The sequence below is a fragment of the Thiohalorhabdus sp. genome, from assembly GCF_046545655.1.
In the GTDB taxonomy this organism is placed as follows: domain Bacteria; phylum Pseudomonadota; class Gammaproteobacteria; order Thiohalorhabdales; family Thiohalorhabdaceae; genus Thiohalorhabdus.
This window is the reverse complement of the sequence record NZ_JBKGZG010000004.1, coordinates 17,261-38,778: the sequence shown is the minus strand read 5'-3', so window position 1 is coordinate 38,778 and position 21,518 is coordinate 17,261. Positions and strand designations below refer to the sequence as shown.

General features: G+C 67.3%; 20 protein-coding genes. 4 read left to right on the top strand and 16 right to left on the bottom strand.

All coding sequences use genetic code 11. The features are described 5' to 3' along the window. Positions 1-2 precede the first annotated feature (2 nt). The 12 genes from ACLFRB_RS01880 to rpmH form a co-directional block, all read right to left on the bottom strand. Positions 3-473, bottom strand: coding sequence for a F0F1 ATP synthase subunit B (locus tag ACLFRB_RS01880; protein WP_411067301.1), 471 nt, complete (start codon positions 471-473; stop codon positions 3-5). 74 nt (positions 474-547) lie between these two features. After that, a complete protein-coding gene (atpE, locus tag ACLFRB_RS01875) occupies positions 548-802 on the bottom strand; it encodes a F0F1 ATP synthase subunit C (protein WP_054964908.1) in 255 nt (84 codons plus the stop codon). Positions 803-851: 49 nt separating this feature from the next. Further along, positions 852-1,643, bottom strand: coding sequence for a F0F1 ATP synthase subunit A (gene atpB / locus ACLFRB_RS01870; RefSeq protein WP_411067300.1), 792 nt, complete (start codon positions 1,641-1,643; stop codon positions 852-854). A 22-nt stretch (positions 1,644-1,665) separates the two neighbouring features. Further along, complete coding sequence (locus ACLFRB_RS01865; protein ID WP_411067299.1) at positions 1,666-2,055, bottom strand: ATP synthase subunit I; 390 nt, start codon at positions 2,053-2,055, stop codon at positions 1,666-1,668. Between the two features lie 167 nt (positions 2,056-2,222). Then, on the bottom strand, positions 2,223-3,113 hold the full coding sequence (locus ACLFRB_RS01860; protein ID WP_411067298.1) for a ParB/RepB/Spo0J family partition protein: 891 nt from the start codon (positions 3,111-3,113) through the stop codon (positions 2,223-2,225). Further along, entirely contained in the window at positions 3,110-3,889 is a 780-nt protein-coding gene (locus tag ACLFRB_RS01855; RefSeq protein WP_411067297.1) for a ParA family protein, read from the bottom strand. The genes ACLFRB_RS01860 and ACLFRB_RS01855 overlap by 4 nt, the downstream gene beginning before the upstream one ends. Before the next feature lie 85 nt (positions 3,890-3,974). Then, on the bottom strand, positions 3,975-5,840 hold the full coding sequence (gene mnmG, locus ACLFRB_RS01850) for a tRNA uridine-5-carboxymethylaminomethyl(34) synthesis enzyme MnmG (RefSeq protein WP_411067296.1): 1,866 nt from the start codon (positions 5,838-5,840) through the stop codon (positions 3,975-3,977). A 2-nt stretch (positions 5,841-5,842) separates the two neighbouring features. Continuing rightward, positions 5,843-7,183: a tRNA uridine-5-carboxymethylaminomethyl(34) synthesis GTPase MnmE gene (mnmE, locus tag ACLFRB_RS01845; protein ID WP_411067295.1), complete on the bottom strand. Its 1,341-nt coding sequence runs from the start codon at positions 7,181-7,183 to the stop codon at positions 5,843-5,845. Further along, positions 7,156-8,850 (bottom strand): membrane protein insertase YidC, encoded by a 1,695-nt coding sequence (gene yidC / locus ACLFRB_RS01840; protein WP_411067294.1) that lies wholly within the window; start codon positions 8,848-8,850, stop codon positions 7,156-7,158. Before yidC ends, mnmE begins: the two co-directional genes overlap by 28 nt. A gap of 47 nt (positions 8,851-8,897) precedes the next feature. Further along, the gene (gene yidD / locus ACLFRB_RS01835) at positions 8,898-9,110 is read right to left on the bottom strand and encodes a membrane protein insertion efficiency factor YidD (RefSeq protein ID WP_411067293.1); all 213 of its coding nucleotides are present in this window, start codon (positions 9,108-9,110) and stop codon (positions 8,898-8,900) included. After that, positions 9,100-9,468 carry a ribonuclease P protein component gene (rnpA, locus tag ACLFRB_RS01830; protein WP_411067292.1) on the bottom strand — a complete coding sequence of 123 codons (369 nt, stop codon included), beginning with the start codon at positions 9,466-9,468 and terminating at the stop codon, positions 9,100-9,102. The genes yidD and rnpA overlap by 11 nt, the downstream gene beginning before the upstream one ends. 43 nt (positions 9,469-9,511) lie before the next feature. Further along, positions 9,512-9,646, bottom strand: a complete 135-nt coding sequence (rpmH, locus tag ACLFRB_RS01825; RefSeq protein WP_054964917.1) for a 50S ribosomal protein L34 — start codon at positions 9,644-9,646, stop codon at positions 9,512-9,514. Positions 9,647-10,141: 495 nt separating this feature from the next. On the opposite strand from rpmH, the gene dnaA reads away from it, so the two are divergent. From dnaA to gyrB, 4 genes are all read left to right on the top strand, one after another. Next, the gene (gene dnaA, locus ACLFRB_RS01820; RefSeq protein WP_411067291.1) at positions 10,142-11,494 is read left to right on the top strand and encodes a chromosomal replication initiator protein DnaA; all 1,353 of its coding nucleotides are present in this window, start codon (positions 10,142-10,144) and stop codon (positions 11,492-11,494) included. A gap of 36 nt (positions 11,495-11,530) precedes the next feature. Next, positions 11,531-12,628, top strand: coding sequence for a DNA polymerase III subunit beta (dnaN, locus tag ACLFRB_RS01815; protein ID WP_411067290.1), 1,098 nt, complete (start codon positions 11,531-11,533; stop codon positions 12,626-12,628). 286 nt (positions 12,629-12,914) lie between these two features. Beyond that, positions 12,915-13,979, top strand: a complete 1,065-nt coding sequence (recF, locus tag ACLFRB_RS01810; protein WP_411067289.1) for a DNA replication/repair protein RecF — start codon at positions 12,915-12,917, stop codon at positions 13,977-13,979. Beyond that, the gene (gyrB, locus tag ACLFRB_RS01805) at positions 13,980-16,403 is read left to right on the top strand and encodes a DNA topoisomerase (ATP-hydrolyzing) subunit B (protein WP_411067288.1); all 2,424 of its coding nucleotides are present in this window, start codon (positions 13,980-13,982) and stop codon (positions 16,401-16,403) included. 168 nt (positions 16,404-16,571) lie between these two features. On the opposite strand, the gene ACLFRB_RS01800 is transcribed toward gyrB, so the two are convergent. From ACLFRB_RS01800 to dprA, 4 genes are all read right to left on the bottom strand, one after another. Beyond that, the gene (locus tag ACLFRB_RS01800; RefSeq protein ID WP_411067287.1) at positions 16,572-17,339 is read right to left on the bottom strand and encodes a 5-formyltetrahydrofolate cyclo-ligase; all 768 of its coding nucleotides are present in this window, start codon (positions 17,337-17,339) and stop codon (positions 16,572-16,574) included. 66 nt (positions 17,340-17,405) lie between these two features. Then, positions 17,406-19,763 carry a type I DNA topoisomerase gene (topA, locus tag ACLFRB_RS01795; protein ID WP_411067286.1) on the bottom strand — a complete coding sequence of 786 codons (2,358 nt, stop codon included), beginning with the start codon at positions 19,761-19,763 and terminating at the stop codon, positions 17,406-17,408. 137 nt (positions 19,764-19,900) lie between these two features. Next, complete coding sequence (locus ACLFRB_RS01790) at positions 19,901-20,386, bottom strand: DUF494 domain-containing protein (protein ID WP_411067285.1); 486 nt, start codon at positions 20,384-20,386, stop codon at positions 19,901-19,903. After that, complete coding sequence (gene dprA, locus ACLFRB_RS01785) at positions 20,383-21,516, bottom strand: DNA-processing protein DprA (RefSeq protein WP_411067284.1); 1,134 nt, start codon at positions 21,514-21,516, stop codon at positions 20,383-20,385. Before dprA ends, ACLFRB_RS01790 begins: the two co-directional genes overlap by 4 nt. Positions 21,517-21,518 lie beyond the last annotated feature (2 nt).

Genomic DNA, 21,518 nt, shown 5'->3' with positions numbered 1-21,518 from the left:
CCTTACAGGCGCTGCACCACGCGGTCCAGGACCTCGGAATGGGCGCTCGCGTCGATTTCCCGCTCGAGGATCTTCTCGGCGCCTTCCACCGCCAGGTCCGCGACCCGCTGGGTCAGCTCTTGCCGCGCCCGGTTCATTTCCTGCTCGGCCTCTTCCCGGGCATTGGCCAGGATTCGCTCGGCCTCCTGACGAGCCTCACCGGCGGCCTCCTCGCGGATCTCGTTGGCCCGGCGCTCGGCCGCGCTCACCATCTCCTGGGCCTTCTCCTTGGCCTCGGCGATGGTTTCCTTGGCGCGCTTCTCGGCGAGCTCCTGCTCCTTCTCGCCCCGCTCGGCGGCCTCGAGGCCTTCCTGGATCTTCTTCTGCCGGTTGACCAGGGCCGCGTTGATGGGGGCGTAGACATACCGCTGGAACAGCCAGATGAAGACCACGAAGGTGATCGCCTGGCCGATCAGGGTCAGATTCAGATTCAAGGTCTTTCCCCTATGGTTGGTCCCGAAATTCGGGGCCGGGCGGCCTCACGCCGCCCGGTAGCCTGGCCCGTCGCTTAGCCGAGGAACGGGTTGGCGAAGACGAACCACAGGGCCAGCGCCAGCACGATGAACGGGAAGGACTCCATCAGGCCGGCGAAGATGAAGGTGTTGGTCAGCAGCTGGGGCCGCATCTCGGGCTGACGGGCGATGCCCTCCAGGGCCTTGGAGGTGATCATGCCCCAGCCGAGGGCGGAGCCCAGGCCGGCGGCACCCAGGATGATTCCAACGGCGATGGCGGTAGCGGCGGTGATGATGGTGGCAGGTTCCATCGATTCCTCCTGCAGTTAGCGAGCTGTAAGAGTGGGAAACAAAAACCGGTTAATGGTCCGACGAGACGGCCATGGCCAGGTACACGATGCTCAGGACCATGAAGATGAAGGCCTGCAGCACGATGACCAGGACGTGGAAGATGGTCCAGGGCAGACCACCCAGCCAGTGGAGCCACCACGGGATCAGGAAGGCGATCAGGATGTAGATGAGCTCCCCGGCGAACAGGTTGCCGAACAGCCGCAGACCCAGGGAAAGGGGCTTCGCCAGCTCCTCCACCGCCTTCATTATGATGTTGATGGGGGCGAGCCACTTTCCGAAGGGGTGGGTGACGAACTCCATGGCGAATTCGCCGCCCTTGGTCTTGAAGCTGTAAAAGATGGTGAGAATGAAGATCACCAGGGCCATACCCATGGGGACGTTCAGGTCCGCGGTGGCCACCGCCCGGAAATAATCCGCACCCATGGCCTCCACCATCCCGGGGATCAGGTCCACCGGAACGATGTCGAAGAAGTTCATCAGGAAGATCCACAGGAACACGGTGATGGCGATGGGGGCAACGATGGGATTGTGCCCGGGGAAGTTGTCTTCCACGTTCTTGTTGACGAACTCCACCACCATTTCCATGAAGTTCTGGCTGCCTTGGGGCACCCCTTCGGTGACGCGGTTCTTGATGTAGGCCCCGAACAGGAGAATGACCACGCCGCAGAAGATCGACATGATCATGGTGTCCAGGTTGATCGCCCAGAACCCTTCGCCGAAGGTCCAGTTGGTGATGTGGTGCTGGATGTAGTCGCCGTGGGCTTCCCCGCCCTGGGCCGCGTTCTCGTTGCCGCTGCTCACGGTTGCTCCCCTATCCCGGAAATCATTCGGTGTTTCGCCGCGGCCCGTACAGGCGGGCCGCTTCGATGAAGCTGACGACGTGGGCGACGATCAGACCCCCGATCACCCCGCCAATGTGCAGTTCCCAGACCCCCGCCGCGAGGATTACCGCCACCCCCACGAGCACGAAGCGCTCCACGGCCCCCCGGTAGAGGATCCGGGCACCGCCGTTCCCGGCGTGGTCCGCCGCCCGCTGGAGGCTGGCGGACAGCATGGCGGCCAGCAGGGCCGCCAGGCCGCCGCCGTAGGCCAGACCCTTGGCCATGTCCGGGCGGCCCAGGTACCAGGCCAGGGCCGCCACCGCCGCCACCGTTACGATCTGGCGGGCGATTACCCGGCCGGTCTGGTTGATCAGGTCTCGTTGCTGGTCCAAGGGACCCTTAAATCCGTCGGGTGCGCGCTCGGGGTGGACAATGGCCGCAAACAATTTCGGCCTCGTCCTGCCCGGGCTGCGCGCGGGCAGGGCGGGGCCGACCCCGATCGGATTGGAATCGTTCCGCTTTCAGGTGGCGGCGATACTAAGGGAGTGCGGCTTGTTAGTCAATCGCGGGGCTCAGGGCGGATGCGGGCAACGATATCCTCCAGCTCGTCCACGGAGGTGTACTCGATCTCGAGCTTGCCCCGGTTCTTGCGCTGGGTGATCCGTACCCGGGTGGCCAGGCGCTCGCCGAGGTCCTGCTCCAGCCGCTCGATGTCCGGGTCCTTGCGCACGGCCCCACCGGGACCCGTCTCCTGCCCTTCCCCGGCCTCCGCCTCCTGGATCGCCTTTCGTACGCGGTCTTCGGTGGCACGGACCGACATGCCCTTCTGAATCACTTCCTGGGCCACTTCCCCCAGGCGCTCGTGGCCCTCCAGGGCGAGCAAGGCCCGGGCGTGCCCCATGCGCAGGGTGCCTTCCTCCAGAGCCCGGTGCACCGGCTCGGGCAACCGCAACAGGCGCAGGGCATTGGAGATGGTGGCGCGGTTGCGGCCCACCTGCTCGGCGATGGCCTCGTGGGTCATGTCGAACTCGGTGACCAGGCGCTCGAAGGCCCGCGCCTCTTCCACCGGGTTCAGCTCCTCCCGCTGGATGTTCTCGATGAGGGCGATCTCCAGGGCCTGCTCGTCGGCCAGGGTACGGACCATGGCCGGCACGCTCTCGAACCCGGCCAGCTGGGCCGCCCGCCAGCGGCGCTCCCCGGCGATCAGCTCGTACTCGCCGCCCGCCTCCCGTCGGCGCACCACCAGGGGCTGGACGATCCCCTGGCTGCGAATGGACTCCGCCAGCTCCCGGAGGGCCTCGTCCTTCATCTGCTTGCGCGGCTGGTAGGTGCCGGGACGGATCATGTCCACCGGCACCCATTTGACCTCGGTCTCTCCCGTTTCGGGCACCTCCTGGAAGTCGTCCCCCAGGAGGGAATCCAGGCCCCGGCCCAAACGGCGCTTGCTCATGCCGGCACCCCGGCGTCCATGAGCTCATGGGCCAGGTCCAGGTAGGACTCCGATCCCCGGCACAGGGCGTCGTAGTAGATCACCGGCATGCCGAAGCTGGGCGCCTCCCCCAGGCGCACATTGCGGGGAATGGTGGTCTCGTAGACCTTGCGGCCGAAATGCTCCCGCACCTCTTCAGAGACCTGGTTGGCGAGGTTGTTGCGGCTGTCGTACATGGTCAGAAGGAGCCCCTCGATGCGGAGCTCGGGGTTGGCCTTGCGCCGGATGCGCTGGATGACGTCCATGAGCTGGGAGAGGCCCTCCAGGGCGTAGTACTCGCACTGGATGGGGATCAAGGCGCTGTGCGCCGCAACCAAGGCGTTAACCGTGAGCAGGTTCAAGGAGGGGGGGCAATCAATGAGGATGTAATCGTACTGGTCCTGGACCTCCGACAGGGCCCGCCGCAGGCGCCGCTCCCGGTTTTCCTGATCCACCAGCTCGATCTCGGCCCCGGAGAGGTTGCTGTTGCTCGGGATGAGGTCCGGACCTCCCTGGCTGCCCTCGGCGGGGGTCAGGATGGCCTCGGTGGCCGATACCTCCCCCGTAAGGACCTGGTAGACGGTGGTTTCCTGGGCCTTTTTATCGTAACCAAGGCCCATGGTGGCGTTGCCCTGCGGGTCGATATCCACCACCAGGACCCGCTGCTCCCCAACGGCCAGCGCGGCCGCCAGGTTGACCGAGGTGGTGGTCTTCCCCACCCCCCCTTTTTGGTTGGTCACGGCAATTACCTTGCCCATTCCCGCTCCTTGGTTCCACGTGAAACAGGGCATCACGAACGGGGGTAGGATACCCTTCGCCCGTGAGGCAGGCCAAGGCTTTTCGCTAGCCCGCCCGCCGCTTGCTGTGCACTAGCAGGAGGGACAAAGCGGCGGGAGTCACGCCCTGGACGTTCGCCGCCTGCCCCAGGGTGCGCGGCCGGGCGGCCTCCAGGCGCTGCACCACCTCGTTGGAGAGCCCGCGCACCTCGGCGAATTCCAACCCGTCGGGGATGGGCCGGTCCATTTCCGCCTCCAGACGCCGGGTCTGGGCCTGGTCCCGCTCGATGTAACCCGCGTACTTCACCTCGATCTCCGCCCGCTGTCGGACTTCCTCCGGGTATTCCCGGAGGTCATCGTAGCCGGCGAGGACGGCCACAGCCTCCAGGCCCACCTCCGGGCGGCGCAGGAGGTCCGCCAGGGAGCCCCCCTTGGAGAAAGGGCCACCGAGCAGTTCCTCGGCCCGCTCTGGCTCCACCTGCTGTGGGTCCAACCGGACGGTCTCCAGCTCTTCCATCAACTCCCGGAGGGCCGCGCTGGTCTCACTGAACTGCGCCCAGCGCTCCTCCCCCACCAGACCGAGCTCCCGCCCGATGGGAGTCAGCCGGTCGTCGGCGTTGTCCTCCCGCAGGAGGAGGCGGTGCTCCGCGCGGGAGGTGAGCATGCGATACGGCTCGTCCACCCCGCGGGTAACCAGATCGTCGATCAGCACCCCGAGGTAGGCCTCCTCCCGACCGGGGTACCAGGGGGACCGTTCCCGGGCGGCGAGGGCCGCGTTGGTGGCGGCGAGCAGCCCCTGGGCCGCGGCCTCCTCGTACCCGGTGGTGCCGTTGATCTGTCCCGCCAGATAAAGTCCCGCCACCTCGCGCAATTGGAGGGTGGGCTCCAGTTGACGGGGATCGAGATAGTCGTACTCGATGGCGTAGCCGTACCGGGTGATACGGGCCTGTTCCAGGCCGGGGATGGTGGCCACCAGCTCCTTTTGCGCCCTCCGCGGCAGGGATGTGGAGATGCCGTTGGGATAGACCTCCGGGGTATGGAGGCCCTCCGGCTCCAGGAACACGGTGTGCGCATCCCGGTCGGCGAACCGTACCACCTTGTCCTCGATGGAAGGGCAGTAGCGCGGACCCGCGCTCTCGATGGTCCCGGAATAAATGGGCGATTCCCCGAGGGCCTCCTCGACTACCCGGTGGGTCGCGGGCGTCGTATGGGTAAGGTGGCAGGGGACCTGTCGGAGACGATCCACCGGCGGCAGGAAGGAAATGCGCGGCAGGGGCTCCGCCCCCGGTTGGGGAGTGACCCGCTCCCAGTCGATGGAGCGCCCGTCGAGGCGTGGGGGGGTACCGGTTTTCAGGCGTTCCACGTGGAACCCCTGCGACCGGAGCCATTCGGCGAGCCCGATGGAGGGGGCCTCACCGGCCCGCCCGGCCAAATACTGCTCCGAGCCCATGTGCACGCGCCCCGCCAGGAAGGTTCCGGTGGTCAGGACCACGTTCCGCGCCTCGAGCCGATGGTCCCCGGCGAGGATGATTCCCCGGACCCGTCCGCCGTCCAGCCACAGCTGTTCCACATTCCCTTGGAGAAGCTCCAGGCCCGGGTGGGCGAACAGCGCCTCCTGAACCGCCCGTCGGTAGGCTAGGCGATCCGCCTGCGCCCGGGTGGCACGTACGGCCGGCCCCTTGCGCCGATTGAGAACCCGCACTTGGATGGCAGCCCGGTCGGCCGCCCGCCCCATGATGCCGTCAAGGGCGTCCACCTCGCGAACGAGGTGGGACTTGCCGAGCCCCCCGATGGCGGGATTGCACGCCATCTGGCCGATGGTATCGAGGTTCTGCGTAACCAGCAGGGTTCGCACCCCCATACGCGCCGCGGCCGCCGCGGCCTCCGTGCCCGCGTGGCCGCCGCCGACTACCAGGACGTCGTAAGGTTCCATGGCTATTTCCCGATGCAAAAGGTCGCGAAGATCCGCCCAAGGAGGTCGTCGGAGTGGACCCGCCCAGTGATCTCCCCCAGGGCGGCGTGGGCGCGCCGCAGGTCCTGGGCCACCAGATCGCCGCTGCCGTAGTGGTCCAGGGTCTCCGCCGCGTTGGCCATTTCCCTTCCCACCCGGTCCAGGATCTCCAGGTGCCGTTGGCGCGCCCCCAGGGCATCGCCGCCGCCCTGGAGGGAAAGGCGGCTGCGCAGCAGGTCTTCCAGGGGGGCGATCCCCGGTTCTCCCGTAGTGGAGACGGCCGGCTGCCCGCCGGAGGGGGCGAGATCCGCCTTCGTCCAAAGGGCCACCCGCCGGTCCTCCGGCAGACGGTCCCATTCCCGGGCGTCACCCGGGGTCCAGCCCTGCTGGCTGTCCACCAGAAAGAGGACCAAGTCGGCCCGTTCCACAAGCTCCCGGGCCCGCCGTACCCCCTCCCGCTCCACGGGATCCTCAGTCTCTCGGAGCCCGGCCGTGTCGGCAAGTTCCACGTGGAACCCTTCCAGGGCAACCTTCTCCCGCAAGACGTCCCGCGTGGTGCCGGCACGCTCGGTGACAATGGCGGAATCCCTACCGGCGAGGCGGTTAAGCAGGCTGGATTTGCCGGCATTGGGGCGTCCTGCGAGGACCACCAGGAATCCTTCCGACAGGCGCACCCCTGTGGAGGCGCGTCGGCGCAACCGGGTGAACCGCTCCCGAATCCCAGCGAGCCGCCCACGGAGATCTCCCGTGGCCAGGAAGTCCACGTCCTCGTCGGGAAAGTCCAGGGCCCCCTCGACGAACACCCGCAGATCCGCCAGCTCCTCGGCCAGCTGCTCCACCTGCCGGCCGAGCTCCCCTTCCAGGGACCGCAAGGCGGCCCGCGCCCCCGCCAGGGAATCGGCCTCGATAAGCTCCGCCACCGCCTCGGCCTGGGACAGATCCATGCGGCCGTTCAGAAAGGCCTGCCGCGTGAACTCCCCCGCCTCGGCGGGCACGGCCCCGGCGTCGTAGGCGGCCTGGAGGATCCCGTTCAGAACGGCCGGCCCGCCGTGGCCGTGCAGCTCCACAACGTCCTCGCCGGTGAACGACCGGGGACCCGGAAAGAAAACGACGAGCCCCTGATCCAGAGGCTCGCCGCGGGAATCCCGGAATGTGGCGAAGTGGCAATAGCGCGGCTCCAGGTCCCGGCGCCCGGATACCCTCAGCCCGATGGCCCGGGCCGCGGGACCGGAGACGCGGACCACCCCCACCCCGCCCCGCCCCGGGGGCGAGGCGATGGCGGCAATGGTCCGGCCCGCTATGTGATCTTCCGCATCACCCACCATTGCTGCGCGATCGACAGGAGGTTGTTGGACAGCCAGTAGAGGACCAGGCCGGCCGGGAATTGCATGAAGAAGACGGTAAAGACCACGGGCAGCGCCAGCATCACCTTCTTCTGGATGGGATCCAGGGGCGCCGGATTCAGAAGCTGCTGCACCACCATGGAGGCGCCCATGAGGATGGGCAGTACGTAGTAAGGATCCTGGCTGGTGAGGTCGGTGATCCACAACATGAAGGGCTCGTGGCGGATCTCGACGCTTTCCAGGAGCACCCAGTACAGGCTAATGAAGACCGGAATCTGCACCAGGATGGGCAGGCACCCGCCGAGGGGATTCACCTTCTCCTCCCGGTACAGGCGCATCATCTCCTCGTTGAGCTTCTGGCGATCGTCCCCGTACTGCTCCCGCAGCCGCTGCAGCTCTGGCTGCACCTTCCGCATCTTGGCCATGGCCCGGTAGCTCATGGTGAACAGCGGATAGAATACGATCTTGATCACCAGGACCACCAGGATGATGGCCAGACCGTAGTTGCCTACCAGTCCATGGAAGAACCGCAGGACCTCGAACAGCGGCACGGCCAGGAAGGACAGAATGCCGTAGTCCACGGACCGCCGCAGGTTTCGGTTCTCACCCACCTGCTCCAGGATGCCCTGGTCCTTGGGGCCGATGAACAGGAACTGACGGACCGAGGATTCCTCACCCTCGGCCACTTGCGGAAACGGCGCCGTATAGCCCGCGAACAGGCCATCGTTGGAAGCCCGGGCGTAGAAGGTGTTCCCTTCTTGTTCCTCGGGTACCCAGGCCGACATGAAGTAGCGGGACATGATCCCGCCCCAACCGGAAGGATCCTGGTCCCGGAAGGTGTTCTGGGCCCGCTCCTCAAGCTCGGTGAGGGGGAAGGTCTGCATGGCATTGCCGGTAAACAGTACCGGCCCATGGTAGAAGAAATCCCCCAGCAGCCAGTTGCCCTGCCCCTTGATGCCCTGTTGGCGCAGCTGCCCGTAGACGTGGCCGGTCCACGGTTCCTCTCCCTGGTTGATCACCCTGTATTCCACCGGGACCACATAGGATCCGCGCTCAAATCGGTAGGTCTTGCGGAATTCAAGGTCCCCCTCCCGGCGGGTATAGGTGACCTTGAGGCTATCCTCCCCTTCCTCTAGGGATAGGGAGCCTTCGTCGGGCCCCTCGAACGCGGCCTGGTGATCCGGAGCCTCCCCACCGGAGGACAGCCACCCGGTCTGTCCAATCACCCGCCAGCTCCCCTGATTCTTCAGTACCTCCACAGGCGGGGAATCGGGATTGTCCTCCTCGCGGTAGTCCAGGAGCGAGGCTGCCACGGGATCTCCGCTCTGTTCGGAAAAGGCCACGCGGAGAACATCGGTGGTCACCGTCACCCCCTCGGTGGGACCCCCATTCCGCGCCGGCTGCGGGGCGGTTGGCTGCCCCTCTTCTGCGGATTCTGCGGAGGGAACCTCGCTCTGGTCCCCGGTTTGCGGCGTGGACGGGGATTCCTCCTCGGCCTCGTCCCCGGCACCGTCCTCTGAACGATCCTGACTCTCCTTCTCCTCCATCTGCGCGTAGTAGTCCGGGTACTGGTACTCCAGCCACGACTGATAGAGCCAAAGGATAATCAGAGTTAGACCGATGGCGAGGAGGAAGCGCTTGGTATCCATGGATCTTTACACGGTTGTGGAAGAATGGGGGCCCGCCTTCGGCACCCCTAGGGGACCGGATCGTCGCCCCCGGGATGGAAGGGGTGACAGCGGAGAATGCGGCGCAATGCCAACCAGCCCCCCTTGATGGGGCCGTGCCGTTCTAGGGCGGTGATGGCGTAGCTACTGCATGTCGGTTGAAACCGGCAATGGGCTCCGAGCAGGGGACTGATCAGCCACCGGTAGCCGCGGATGATCAGTACAAGGAACCTACTGATCATGGCTGATCTTCCTCCAACATGCGGCGAGGTCGTCGGTGAGCTGCCCAGAGGTTCCCCGGGCGGCCGACCCCCGAGCCACCACCACCACCTCCAGACCCTGGAGCCGGTCTTGCTCATGCCGGAAGCCCTCCCGGACAAGGCGTTTGATCCGGTTGCGGACCACGGCGTTGCCCACCTTGCGCCCTACTGCCAGCCCGAGCCGGGCACGGGCCTTGTCGCGCCGCCGGGCGAAGACAACGAAAAACCGCCCCACCGTTTTGGCTCCCCCCTGGAAGACCCGCTGGAATTCCCGGGGCTTCTTGATGCGGGCCGCTTGGGGAAAACCGGAGCTCAATGGCTTGGCGCTCCAGAGGGCCATCCCGCGGGGCCTTTCCCGCCGTAGGTGGGGTCGAAGGAGCGGATCAGGGGGTTAGCCGCTTCCGGCCCTTGGCCCGGCGCCGTTTGAGAACGCGTTTGCCGCCCTTGGTGGCCATCCGGGCACGAAAGCCGTGCCGGCGCTTGCGACGGATATTGCTGGGCTGAAAGGTGTGCTTCATTGGTGCGCTCCGCGGATTCGGATGGAGGGTGCTCCCGGGAAGTCCGGGAAAAAACCGTCCAAAAAAGCGAATAAGATACTGCCCCGCCGACGAGGCTGTCAATTGCGGGATCCACGCCGTGGCCCAAAACGAATGGGGTCCGCTTTCCCTCACCAATAAAGATAATTGTAGTTTCATTTTACGACTTGTTATTACTTATTGGGGGCGGGCCCTGGGTGTGGAGAAATCGAGAAACTCATTAAATCCAGGGAATTTCCCGGGTCGTGGCCTTGTGGGCTACCCAGGGGAGACGGCCGGGGAGCACGATGGGACAAAACGGGGAGGGAATCGGAGCTGGGCGCCGCCTTGGGGACAGTCGACCCCTTTATCCACACCCCTTCCCAGGATTTCCCCAGGCTCTCCACCGTTCGGTATTCGACCCGGCCCAGCCCGATTGGGTTAGAATCCTCCTGCTCGATGCATCGGACGCTGGGAACGCGCAAGTGGGGGCCCTAGTTGGCGCAATCGGCCGTATGGAAGCTATGCCTGGAACGCTTGAGCGAGGAGCTTTCCTCGCAGCAGTTCAATACCTGGATCCGGCCCATTCAGGCCGAGGAGGCCGAGGAGCGCCTCCATCTGCAAGTGAGTAACCGCTTTTTCTACGACTGGATCCGGGAGCGCTTCCTCGGGCGCATTGCCGAGCTGGTAGAGCACTTCGGCGAGGGTCGACTGGCGGTCGAGCTGGAGGTGGCCGAGACTGCGGTACCGGAAGCCGAGACCGCTTCCGCCGACTCCCGGCCCCAGGCTCCCCGGGAGAAGGCGCCCTCTTCCCGGGGCACCGGCCGGTCCCGAGACATGCTCGATCCCCAGTTCACCTTCGAGACCTTCGTGGAGGGCAAGTCCAATCAGCTGGCCCTGGCCGCCTCCCGCCAAGTGGCCGAGAACCCGGGTGGCGCCTACAACCCCTTGTACATCTACGGGGGCACCGGCCTCGGCAAGACCCACCTGATGCAGGCCATCGGCAACCAGGTACGGCAGCACGACGCCGAGGCCAAGGTGCGCTACATCACCGCCCATCGGTTCGTGAACGAGATGGTGCGGTCTATCCAGCACAACGCCATCGAGGACTTCAATCAGCGCTATCGCAGTCTGGATGTGCTCCTGATCGACGACATCCAGTTCTTTGCCGGCAAGGACCGCACGCAGGAGGAGCTCTTCCACACCTTCAACACCCTCATGGATCTCAATAGCCAGATCGGTATCTCCTGCGACCGCTATCCCAAGGAGGTGGAGGGACTGGAGGAGCGCCTGCGCTCCCGGTTCGGTTGGGGCCTTACCGTGGCCATCGAGCCGCCGGAGCTGGAGACCCGCATGGCCATCCTCATGCGTAAGGCTGCCTCCAGCGGGGTGGATCTGCCCGAGGAGGTGGCGTTCTTCATCTCCGAGCGCATCCAGTCCAACGTCCGCGACCTGGAGGGGGCCTTCAACCGCGTAGTAGCCCATGCCCGCTTTCTGGGCCGGAACGTGGATATGGACCTCACGAAGGAGGCCCTGGCGGATCTGTTGGAGATGCAGACCCGGCTGATTACCATTGAGAACATCCAGAAGGTCGTGGCCAACTACTACAACATCCGGGTGGCGGACATGCGGTCCAAGAAGCGTTCGCGCGCCATCGCCGCCCCCCGGCAGGTGGCCATGGCCCTGGCCAAGCAGCTGACGGACCATAGCCTCCCCGAGATCGGGGACGCCTTCGGCGGTCGGGACCACACCACGGTCCTTTACGGCTGCCGGAAGGTGGAGGAGCGGCAGCGGGAGGACCCGCGTCTGCGCGAGGATCTCAACAACCTGAAACGGGTTCTGACGGGCTGAACGCCCGGGCCCTACGCCACGTCTGAGGGGGAGCCAGTGCGGTTTCGGTGTGCCAAGGAGGATCTACTCGCGGGCCTGAATCCCGCGGCGTCCGTCGTGGAGAGCCGCCAGACCCTGCCCATCCTGGGCCATCTGCATGTGCGGGCCGAGGACGGGGAGGTGGCGCTGACGGGGACCGACCTGGAGGTGGAGCTCCAGGCTGGGTTCCCTGGGGAGGTGGAGGAGCCCGGAACGGCCACCGTGCCGGCGCGGAAGTTCCTCGATATCGCCCGCACCCTGCCCGACGGCGCCCAGGTGAACGTCTTCCAGGACGAGTCCGGGGTCACCGTGCAGGCCGGCCGGGGCCGCTATCGGCTGGCGGGCCTACAGCCGGAAGACTTCCCCCGCCTGGAGCTGGACACTTACGAGCGGGAGGTGGGCATCCCTCAGGGGGCCCTGAAGGCCCTGCTGGAGGGGACCTCCTTCGCCATGGCCCGCGACGACGTGCGGTACTACCTGAACGGGGTCCTCCTCGAGTGGAACGAGGCCAACCTGCGCGCGGTGGCCACCGACGGCCACCGTCTTGCCCTCATGGACCGCGAGGTGGAAGCCACCACCGAGGAGACCCGGGTGATCCTCCCCCGCAAGGGGGTCCAGGAGCTGGAGCGCCTCCTGGGGGACACCGACGACCCCGTCACGGTAGGCTTCACCGCCAACCACGTGCGCTTCCGACTGCCGGGGGTGACCTTCACCTCCAAGCTCATCGAGGGGAAGTTCCCCGACTACCGCCGTGTTATCCCAGAGGCCAACGGCCACCGGATCATCGGCGACCGCAAGACCATCCAGCAGGCCCTGCGACGGATCGCTATCCTCTCCAACCGCAAGACCCACGGCATCCGTCTGTCCTGCCGGGAGGGGACCCTGGAGCTTTCCGCGGAGAACCCCGACCAGGATCAGGGCGCGGAAGAGGTGCCCGTCACCTACGAGGGCGAGCCGCTGGAGATCGGCTTCAACGTGGAATACCTGCAGCAGGCCATGGGCGCCCTTCCCACCGAAGACGTGGTCATCCACGTCTGGGACGCCCAGTCCAGCTGCCTGATCATGCCTCCGGACGACACCTCCATTAAATACGTCATCATGCCCATGCGGCTCTAGCGGGACCGGGGGCCCTCCCGGCAAGGCGCCGGGCGCCGATCCGGGCACCCCTTCCCCCCGGTTGGAATGGGTCCACCCCTCCCCCCTTCGGCGCGGACCTCGCTTTCCGTGATCCCCAGGCCCCCGAAACTTCCGGTTATGCGTTAGAATAGATAGGCGCACGAAACGGCTTGCGTGCCCTGCCCGCCCTCAGGGCCACGAGGTCGAAGCCCCGGCGGTCGGCGCGGACCGGGACGGTCTTCCGCCGGGAACCGGCGGTCCTCGCAGCCCGGCCAATGGAGTGGTGGTGGTCATTCAACGGCTCCAGATCGGCGCCTTCCGGAACATCTCCTCGGCCCGCCTGGATCCTGCGGAAGGGGTGAACCGCCTGGTGGGGGTGAACGGGGCAGGCAAGACGAGCGTCCTGGAGGCCATCCACTTCCTCGCCTCCGGGCGTTCCTTTCGGCGCGGCGGTCCGGATACCCTCCGCCAGAACGGCGACGGCGAGGCGGTGCTCTCCGCCCGGATCGTTGATCGCAGTGAGCACGCCCTGGGCGTCCGCCTCGGCGAGGGGTCCCGGGAAATCCGCCTGGACGGGGTCAACGTTCCCGGCTTCTCCGCCCTGGCCGGGGTCCTGAAGACCATCCACTACACCCCGGAGGGCCACCGGCTGGCTTCCGGGGGACCCCGGGAGCGCCGCCGGTTCCTCGACTGGGGGCTGTTCCACGTGGAACCCGCCTACCTGGATCTGGCACGGCGCTACCACCGGACCCTGCAACAGCGCAACCGCTGGCTGAAGGCGGGCCCTGGCGGCCCCGATCCCTGGGCCAGCCAGCTGGCCGCCTCCGGGGAGGAAATCAACCAGCGGCGCGAAGCCTACGTGGCCCGGCTGGAGGGCAAGGTGCAGGAGATCTTCGGGGAGCTGGGCGGCGCCGGGGAGCTCACCATGCGGCTGGAGCGGGGCTGGCCGGAGGCCCTGGGACTGGCGGAGGCCCTTGAGCGGGACCGCCGGCGGGAGCTCGACACCACCCGGGTCGGGCCCCACCGGGCGGATCTGCGCCTGATCCTGGACGGCAGCCCCGCCCGGGAGCGCGCCTCCAGGGGCCAGCAAAAGATTATCCTCCTGGCCCTGCGCCTCGCCCAGCTGGCCCTGGCCCTGGAGGTGAGCGGGGAGGTCCCTGTCTTCCTGTTCGACGACGTGGGCTCCGAGCTGGACCCGGAGCGGCGGCGGGCGGCCATGGACCTTCTGGAGCGCTACGGCCGGCAGGTTTTCGTCACCAGCACGGAGGAGGCCTTGTGCCCCCTCCCCTCCTCTGGTACCCCGGCGGCAACATTCCGGGTGCACGAGGGGACCATCGAGCGGAGCGAGTGAATGCCCGATACCACGAAGGCCTACGATTCTTCGAGCATCAAGGTCCTGAAGGGCCTGGAGGCGGTGCGCAAACGGCCCGGGATGTACATCGGGGACACGGACGACGGCACCGGCCTCCACCACATGGTCTTCGAGGTGGTGGACAACGCCATCGACGAGGCCCTGGCGGGGCACTGCGACCGCATCGAGGTCACCATCCATACCGACGACTCGGTCACGGTGGCCGACAACGGCCGGGGCATCCCTGTGGATTGGCACCGCGAGGAGGACCGTCCCGCCGCCGAGGTCATCATGACCAGCCTGCACGCCGGCGGGAAGTTCGACGACAACAGCTACAAAGTCTCCGGGGGCCTTCACGGCGTGGGCGTGTCGGTGGTGAACGCCCTCTCCGAATGGCTACGGCTGACGGTGCGCCGGGAAGGCCGGATCTGGCACCAGGAGTACCGACTCGGCGAGCCGGTCACCGGCTTTGAGCCCAGCGGCGAAGCCGAGGGCACGGGCACCACCATCCAGTTCCGCCCCAGCCCCGAGATCTTCTCCGACACCCGCTTCCACTACGACGTCCTGGCCCGGCGCCTGCGGGAGCTCTCCTTCCTCAACGCCGGAGTGGCCATCGTCCTGCGCGACGAGCGGAGCGATAAGGAGGAGGAGTTCGCCTACGCCGGCGGCATCCGTTCCTTCGTCGACCACCTCAACCAGCACAAGCATCCCCTCCACCCCGAGCCCGTCTACATCAACGAGGGTAGCGAGGGCATGGAGGTGGAGATCGCCCTGCAGTGGAACGAGTCCTACCAGGAAAACGTCTTCTGCTACACCAACAACATCCCCCAGGGCGACGGCGGCACCCACCTCTCCGGCTTCAAGGCAGGCCTCACCCGGAGCATCAACAACTACATCGAGGCGGCGGGGCTGGCCAAGAAGGAGAAGGTGCAGACCTCCGGCGAGGACGCCCGGGAGGGGCTGACGGCGGTGATCTCCGTGAAGGTCCCCGACCCCAAGTTCAGCTCCCAGACCAAGGACAAGCTGGTCTCCTCCGAAGTGAAGAACGTGGTGGAGACGGTGCTCAACGAGGCCCTCACCCGGTACCTCGAGGAGCACCCCAAGGAGGCCAAGGCCATCGGCTCCAAGGTGGTGGAGGCGGCCCGGGCGCGCCAGGCGGCCCGCAAGGCCCGCGACCTCACCCGGCGCAAGGGGGCCCTGGAGACCGCCAACCTGCCGGGCAAGCTGGCCGATTGCCAGACCAAGGATCCCTCCGAGTCGGAGCTGTACCTGGTGGAGGGCGACTCCGCCGGCGGCTCGGCCAAGCAGGGCCGGGACCGGCGTTTCCAGGCCATCCTGCCCCTGCGCGGCAAGATCCTGAATGTCGAGAAGGCGCGCTTCGACAAGATCCTCTCCCACCAGGAGATCGGCACGCTGATCACCGCGCTCGGTACCGGTGCGGGCAAGGAGGACTTCGACCCGGAGAAGCTGCGCTACAACCGCATCATCATCATGACCGACGCGGACGTGGACGGCGCCCACATCCGCACCCTCCTGCTCACCTTCTTCTACCGGCAGATGTACGAGCTGGTGGAGCGCGGTCACATCTTCATCGCCCAGCCGCCGCTGTACAAGGTGACGCGGGGGAAGAAGGAGACCTACCTCAAGGACGAGGAGTCCCTGGAGGAGTACCTCTTCGAGAACGCCCTGGAGGGCGCCCGGCTCTACCCCAGCGAGTCCGCCGCGGAGCCCATCGAGGGGAACCGCCTGCTGGATCTGGCCCGGCGGTTCCGGGACGTGCAGCGGCTCGTGGAGCGGCTGAGCCGCCGGTACGATCCGGTCCTGCTGCGCACCCTCCTGGCCCACCCCGAGCTCGGCCCGGAGGCCTGCGCGGCGGAGGAGCAGCTGCGGGCCTCCCTGGAGCCGGTGGTGGCGAATCTCACGGAAGGCGGCGGCGAGGACGTCCACGCCCGCATGCAGATCCTCCCCGATCCGGAGCAGGGCGGGCACAAGGCCACCATCGAGCGCTACGAGCACGGCTCGGTGACGCGCTCCACGGTGGACCGGGAATTCCTCGAGTCGCCGGAGTACGGCCGCATCCGGGACATGGCGCGCAACCTCGAGGGCCTGCTGGAGCCCCCGGCCCGGGTGCGTCGAGGCGAGCGGGAGAAGGAGGTGGAGTCCTTCGAGCACGTGGTGGACTGGCTGCTCGAGGAGGGCAAGCGCGGCCTCTCCGTGCAGCGGTACAAGGGTCTCGGCGAGATGAACGCCGAGCAGCTCTGGGATACCACCATGAACCCGGAGACCCGGCGCATGCTCCAGGTGCAGATCGAGGACGCGGTGGCGGCGGACCAGATCTTCACCACCCTCATGGGCGACGATGTGGAGCCCCGGCGCGCCTTCCTGGAGGCCAACGCCCTGGAGGTGGAGAACCTGGACGTCTGAACGGCCGGGGGAAGCGCCAAGGAGGCCAAGAGCGTCAAGGCCTACGGATTCCCGGAAGTGGCAACGAAAAGGCCGGGGTGTGCCCCCGGCCTTTTTTGTTCTCGCGGGTGCTTATCCGCGATCTGTGCTTGTACCCCTGTGCGAACCCCTGTAGCCAGCCCTGACCGGTTAAGAAAATGGGTTTCCTTGGGGACTCCTGGCGTCCTGGGCGGTTCGTCGGCCTCGTAGCGCTTTGAGCACCGGCATCTCGGTGAGGGCGGTTTCGGGCAAGGCCTGCCAGTCGATACCGGCGGGCGCGGCCGGGGGGTTGGCCACCTCGATAATCTCCTCCGAGGTGGCGATCAGGGATACCGGCAGGTCGAAGGGATCGGCGGGGAAATCGCCCACCATCTGCAGGGGATGGACGGAGGTGGCCACCGGGATGGGCGGGTGGCCCAGCTCGCGGAGGATGGCGTACTCCAGGTCGCCGTAGCCGTGGCCCTTGCCGCAGCGCTTCCCGCCCCGGGTGACCGCCACGGAGCCGGTGACGATCAGATCGATGGGCTCGGCCAGGGCCCGCAGGGGCACCGCCTCGGCCCACCGGGCCCCCTTGGACAGCGAAGCGGCCTCCTTCAAGTGCCCGGGAGGGATCCGTTCCGGGTCGAGGCGATGGAAGCCGCCGCGCAGGCGGGGCGTGGGCATGTACACGGTGATCCCCCGCTCCAGGGCGCCGAGGCGCACGGGCCGCTGCGGGGCGTCGGGGTTGGCCTTGATGGCCCGGGCTTCGGCGAGACGCGGATGAGCGAGCAGGCGGGAGGCGGCGGAGTCGGCGCCGGCGAAGTTGGGAATGCGGCCGTGGGGCGGATAGGGGAAGCGGGCCGCCCGCTGTTCTTGGAGGGCATCCCAGGCGGCCCGGCGGGCGGCGTCCTTGCTCGGATACGAGGTGGGAGTGGGCATGGGCGTGAACCGCGTAATTTCAGGCCTTTCTCTGCTTCCTTTGCGTCGCTGCGGTGAATCCATCTTCTAGGAATCGGATTTGGCGTTCACCGGTTGGCGGTCCTTGTCGGTCCCCTCCCCGTTTCCGGCGGATTCCTCCTCGCCTTCCGGGTACGGCGCCCGGTACTTGCACTCCTTGTTGGGGCACACCTTTTCGCGCCCGTACTTCTTGGTGGTCTTGTCCATGAGGACCTTGGAGCCACACTCGGGGCACGGCTCGTCGATGGGCGGATTGGGCATGGCGTACTTGCATTCGGGGTACTCGGAGCAGCTGTAGAAGGTCTTGCCCTTGCGGGACTTCTTCTCCTGGATCTCGCCCTTGCCGCACTCCGGGCAGGTCACCCCCGTGCCCTTGGGCTTCTCCAGCGGCTCCAGGTACTTGCACTCCGGATAGCCGGTGCAGCCCAGGAACTTGCCGTAGCGCCCGTGCTTGATGGCCAGGGGCCGCTCGCACTTGGGGCAGGTGCGGTCGGTGACCTCGGGCTCGGGCGCCTCCCCCTCCACCGGCCGGGTGTAGTCGCATTCCGGATAGGCGGAGCAGCCGATGAACTGGCCGTGGCGGCCCAGCTTCTTCTCCAGCTGCGCGCCGCACTTGGGGCAGGTCTCCTCCATGGCCTCCGAGGTGACCTCGGAGCGGCTTACGCTCTCCTCCTTCTCCTCCACCTGCTTGTGGAAGGGCTCCCAGAACTCTCGGAGGACGGGTCTCCAGTCCTCTTCGCCGCGGGAGATGGCGTCGAGCTCATCCTCCAGCTTGGCGGTGAAGTCGTAGTCCACGTAGGTGGTGAAGTGGTTGGTGAGGAAACGGTTCACCACCTTGCCCACGTCGGTGAGGAAGAAGCGCTTGTTCTGCTGCTCCACGTAGCCCCGGTCCTGCAGGGTGGACAGGATGGAGGCGTAGGTGGAGGGCCGGCCAATGCCGAAGGATTCCAGCTTCCGCACCAGGGTGGCCTCGGTGTAGCGCGGCGGTGGCTCGGTGAAGTGCTGCTCCCCGCGCACCTGGAGCAGCTCCGGGCGGTCGCCCTCGGCCAGAGGCGGCAGCTTGCTCTCCTTCTCCTCGCCGGCGTCGTCGCGGCCCTCCTCGTACACCTTGAGGAAGCCCGGGAAGGCGATGGTAGAGCCGCTGGCCTTGAGGCGCCAGCCGGGCTCGATCTCAAAGTGGGCGGTGACCGTATCCACGAGCGCAGGAGTCATCTGCCCCGCCACCATGCGCTTCCACACCAGCTCGTAGAGGCGGTACTGGTCCTTATCCAGCTTGTCCTTCACCTGCTCCGGGAGCCGGCTCGGGCTGGTGGGGCGCACCGCCTCGTGGGCCTCCTGGGCGTTCTTGGACTGGGACTTGAACTGGCGCGGCTGCTCGGGGAGGTAGTCCTTCCCGTAGCGCTCGCCGATGAGGCCGCGGGCCTCCGCGATGGCCTCCTCGGAGAGGTTCACCGAGTCGGTACGCATGTAGGTGATGAGGCCGACGGTGCCCTCGCCGAGGTCGATGCCCTCGTAGAGCTGCTGGGCCACCCGCATGGTCTTGGAGACGGAGAAGCCCAGCTTGCGCGAGGCCTCCTGCTGCAGGGTGGAGGTGGTGAAGGGGGGCGTGGGGTTGCGCTTGCGCTGCTTCTTCTCCACCGAGGTGACGGGCAGCGTCCCGTCCCCGGCGGCCGCCTCCACATGGGACCGGAGCTCCTCGGCGCGCGCGCCGTTGCCGATGGAGAGCTTCTCCAGCTTCTGCCCCTCCGCCTCCACTAGGGTGGCGGTGAAGGGCTGCTGCTCCCCCTTCTCGTTCTCTCCCGCCAGGTCCGCCTCGATGGACCAGTATTCGGTGGGCTCGAAGTTCTCGATCTCCTCCTCGCGCTCGGCGATGAGGCGCAGCGCCGGGCTCTGCACCCGGCCGGCGGAGAGGCCCCGGCGCACCTTTTTCCACAGCAGCGGGGAGAGGTTGAAGCCCACCAGATAGTCCAGGGCCCGGCGCGCCTGCTGGGCGTTCACCAGGTCCTCGGAGATGTCGCGGGGGTGCTCCATGGCCTCGCGCACGGCGCCCTTGGTGATCTCGTGGAAGACCACCCGGTAGACCCCCTTGCCTTCCAGGTGTCCCTGCTCGCGCAGCAGCTGCACCAGGTGCCAGGCGATGGCCTCCCCCTCGCGGTCGGGGTCGGTGGCGAGGTAGAGGTCTTCGGCCTTGTCCAGCTCCGCGGCGATGGCGTCCACGTGCTTCTTGTTGCGGTCGATGACCTCGTAGGTCATGGCAAAGTCGTGCTCCGGGTCCACGGCACCCTCCTTGGCGCGCAGATCGCGCACGTGGCCGTAGGACGCCATGACCTTGTAGTCCTTGCCGAGGTAGTTGTTGATGCTCTTGGCCTTCGCCGGGGACTCGACGATCACCAGATGCTTTGCCATGAGACCGCTACCTGTCAGGTGCCGGGGACGGCCGCGCCGTCGGGGGCCCCGGACGGAAGGGACCCCTCAGGAAACCGAAGGCCGCCCGGGGGGGCCCGGACGGCCTGGGAAAACGCATGGAGCCTGGGCGGAGCACCCTAGTGGAAGACCCCGTCCATGCGGTCGAAGATCATATCCTCCACCCACACGTAGGCCCCCTCGTGACCGGGGCTGTTATGCAGGACCATGAGCAGGACCCAGCTCAGAGCCTCGGCGTCGATCTCGTCGCTGTCCAGGGCCATGAGCCGGTCGATGAGCACCTCGCGGGTGCCCGCGTCCACCACCCCGGAATCCTCCAGGAAGGTCAGGAACCCCCGGGCGTCCCGGGTCATCTTGTGCTCTTCCTCCTCGGTGAAGATCCGCACGGAGCGGTGGGAGGGGCCGCCGCCGGGCTCCTTGGCGGTTCCGGACTGCTGGTGGGCGAGCCCCTCCAGCCAGGAGAAGGCCTTCTTCACCTTGGGCTCCGCGAATCCCGCCTCCACCAGCTCAGTCTGCAGCACGTTCTGATCGGGCGCTTCGTCCATGGGCTCCGAGAAGTAGTTCTCGAACAGATACATCAGAATATCCAGGACGTTCTCGTTCATGTTCCTCTTGCCCCGTCTGCGGGTGTGCGGATGTAGAAACCGCCTGGCTCGGCGGCCACCACCCCCAGGATTTCGAACTCAAGGAGAATGGCCGAAACCCTATCGGGGGTCAAGCCGGAGCGGTTGACCACCTGATCGAGGGCGGTTGGGTGAAAATCGACGCTTTGAGCCACGGTCCGTTGCTCTCCCGCCAGGGCCGTCGCGGCTTCCGGCTCCCCGGCCGGTGCCGCCTCCGATGGGACCGGCCGGGGTGGCGGGAGTTCCTCCGCCACGTCGGCCAGCGTCTCCACCAGCTTGGCCCCTTCGCGGATCAGGGCGTGGGGACCCCGGCTCAGGGGCGAATGGATGGAGCCCGGAATTGCGAGCACCTCCCTTCCCTGCCTACCCGCCCAGCGGGCTGTGGTCAAGGCGCCCGAGCGCTCCCCGGCCTCCACCACCAGCACGCCCAGGCTCAGGCCGCTGACGATGCGGTTGCGCTGGGGAAAGTGGCTACGGCGGGGCGGGGTGCCCACGGGGAACTCGCTGACGAGGGCCCCCCGGGCCGCTACCTCCGCGGCCAGGTCGGCGTGCTCGCCGGGGTAGACCCGGTCGGGCCCGCAACCCTGTACGGCAACGGTCCAGCCGCCGCCCTCCAGGGCGCCCCGGTGGGCGGCAGCGTCGATGCCCCGCGCCAGGCCGCTGACGATGCAGAAGCCGCTGGCGGCGAGATCGCGGGCGAAGGCCCGCGCGTCCTGGCGTCCGGCGCGCGAGGCGTTGCGGCTCCCCACCACGGCCAGGGCGGGCCGCTCCTCCAGGGCCTCCGGGCGCCCCTCCACGTAGAGCAGCGGCGGTGGATCGGGGGTTTCGGCGAGCAGGGCGGGATAGCGGGGATCGGGGCGGGCCAGGAGGGTGCGGTCGGGGGGCCGGAGCCAGGCTGCATCGTCCTCGAGGGCCGGCTGCGCCTCGCTCCGGTGGAGGGCGGCGGCGGTTGCCGGGGGGATGCCGGCCCGCTGTTTGAGCTCCGCGGCGGGGGCGGCCAGGGCCTCCTCGGGATCGGGGTAGACATCCATGAGCCGGCTCAGGAGGCGCTCCCCCATGCCTGGGGCGTGGCGAATGGTCAGCCAGGCGCGCGCACGGGGATCCAGGGCCACGT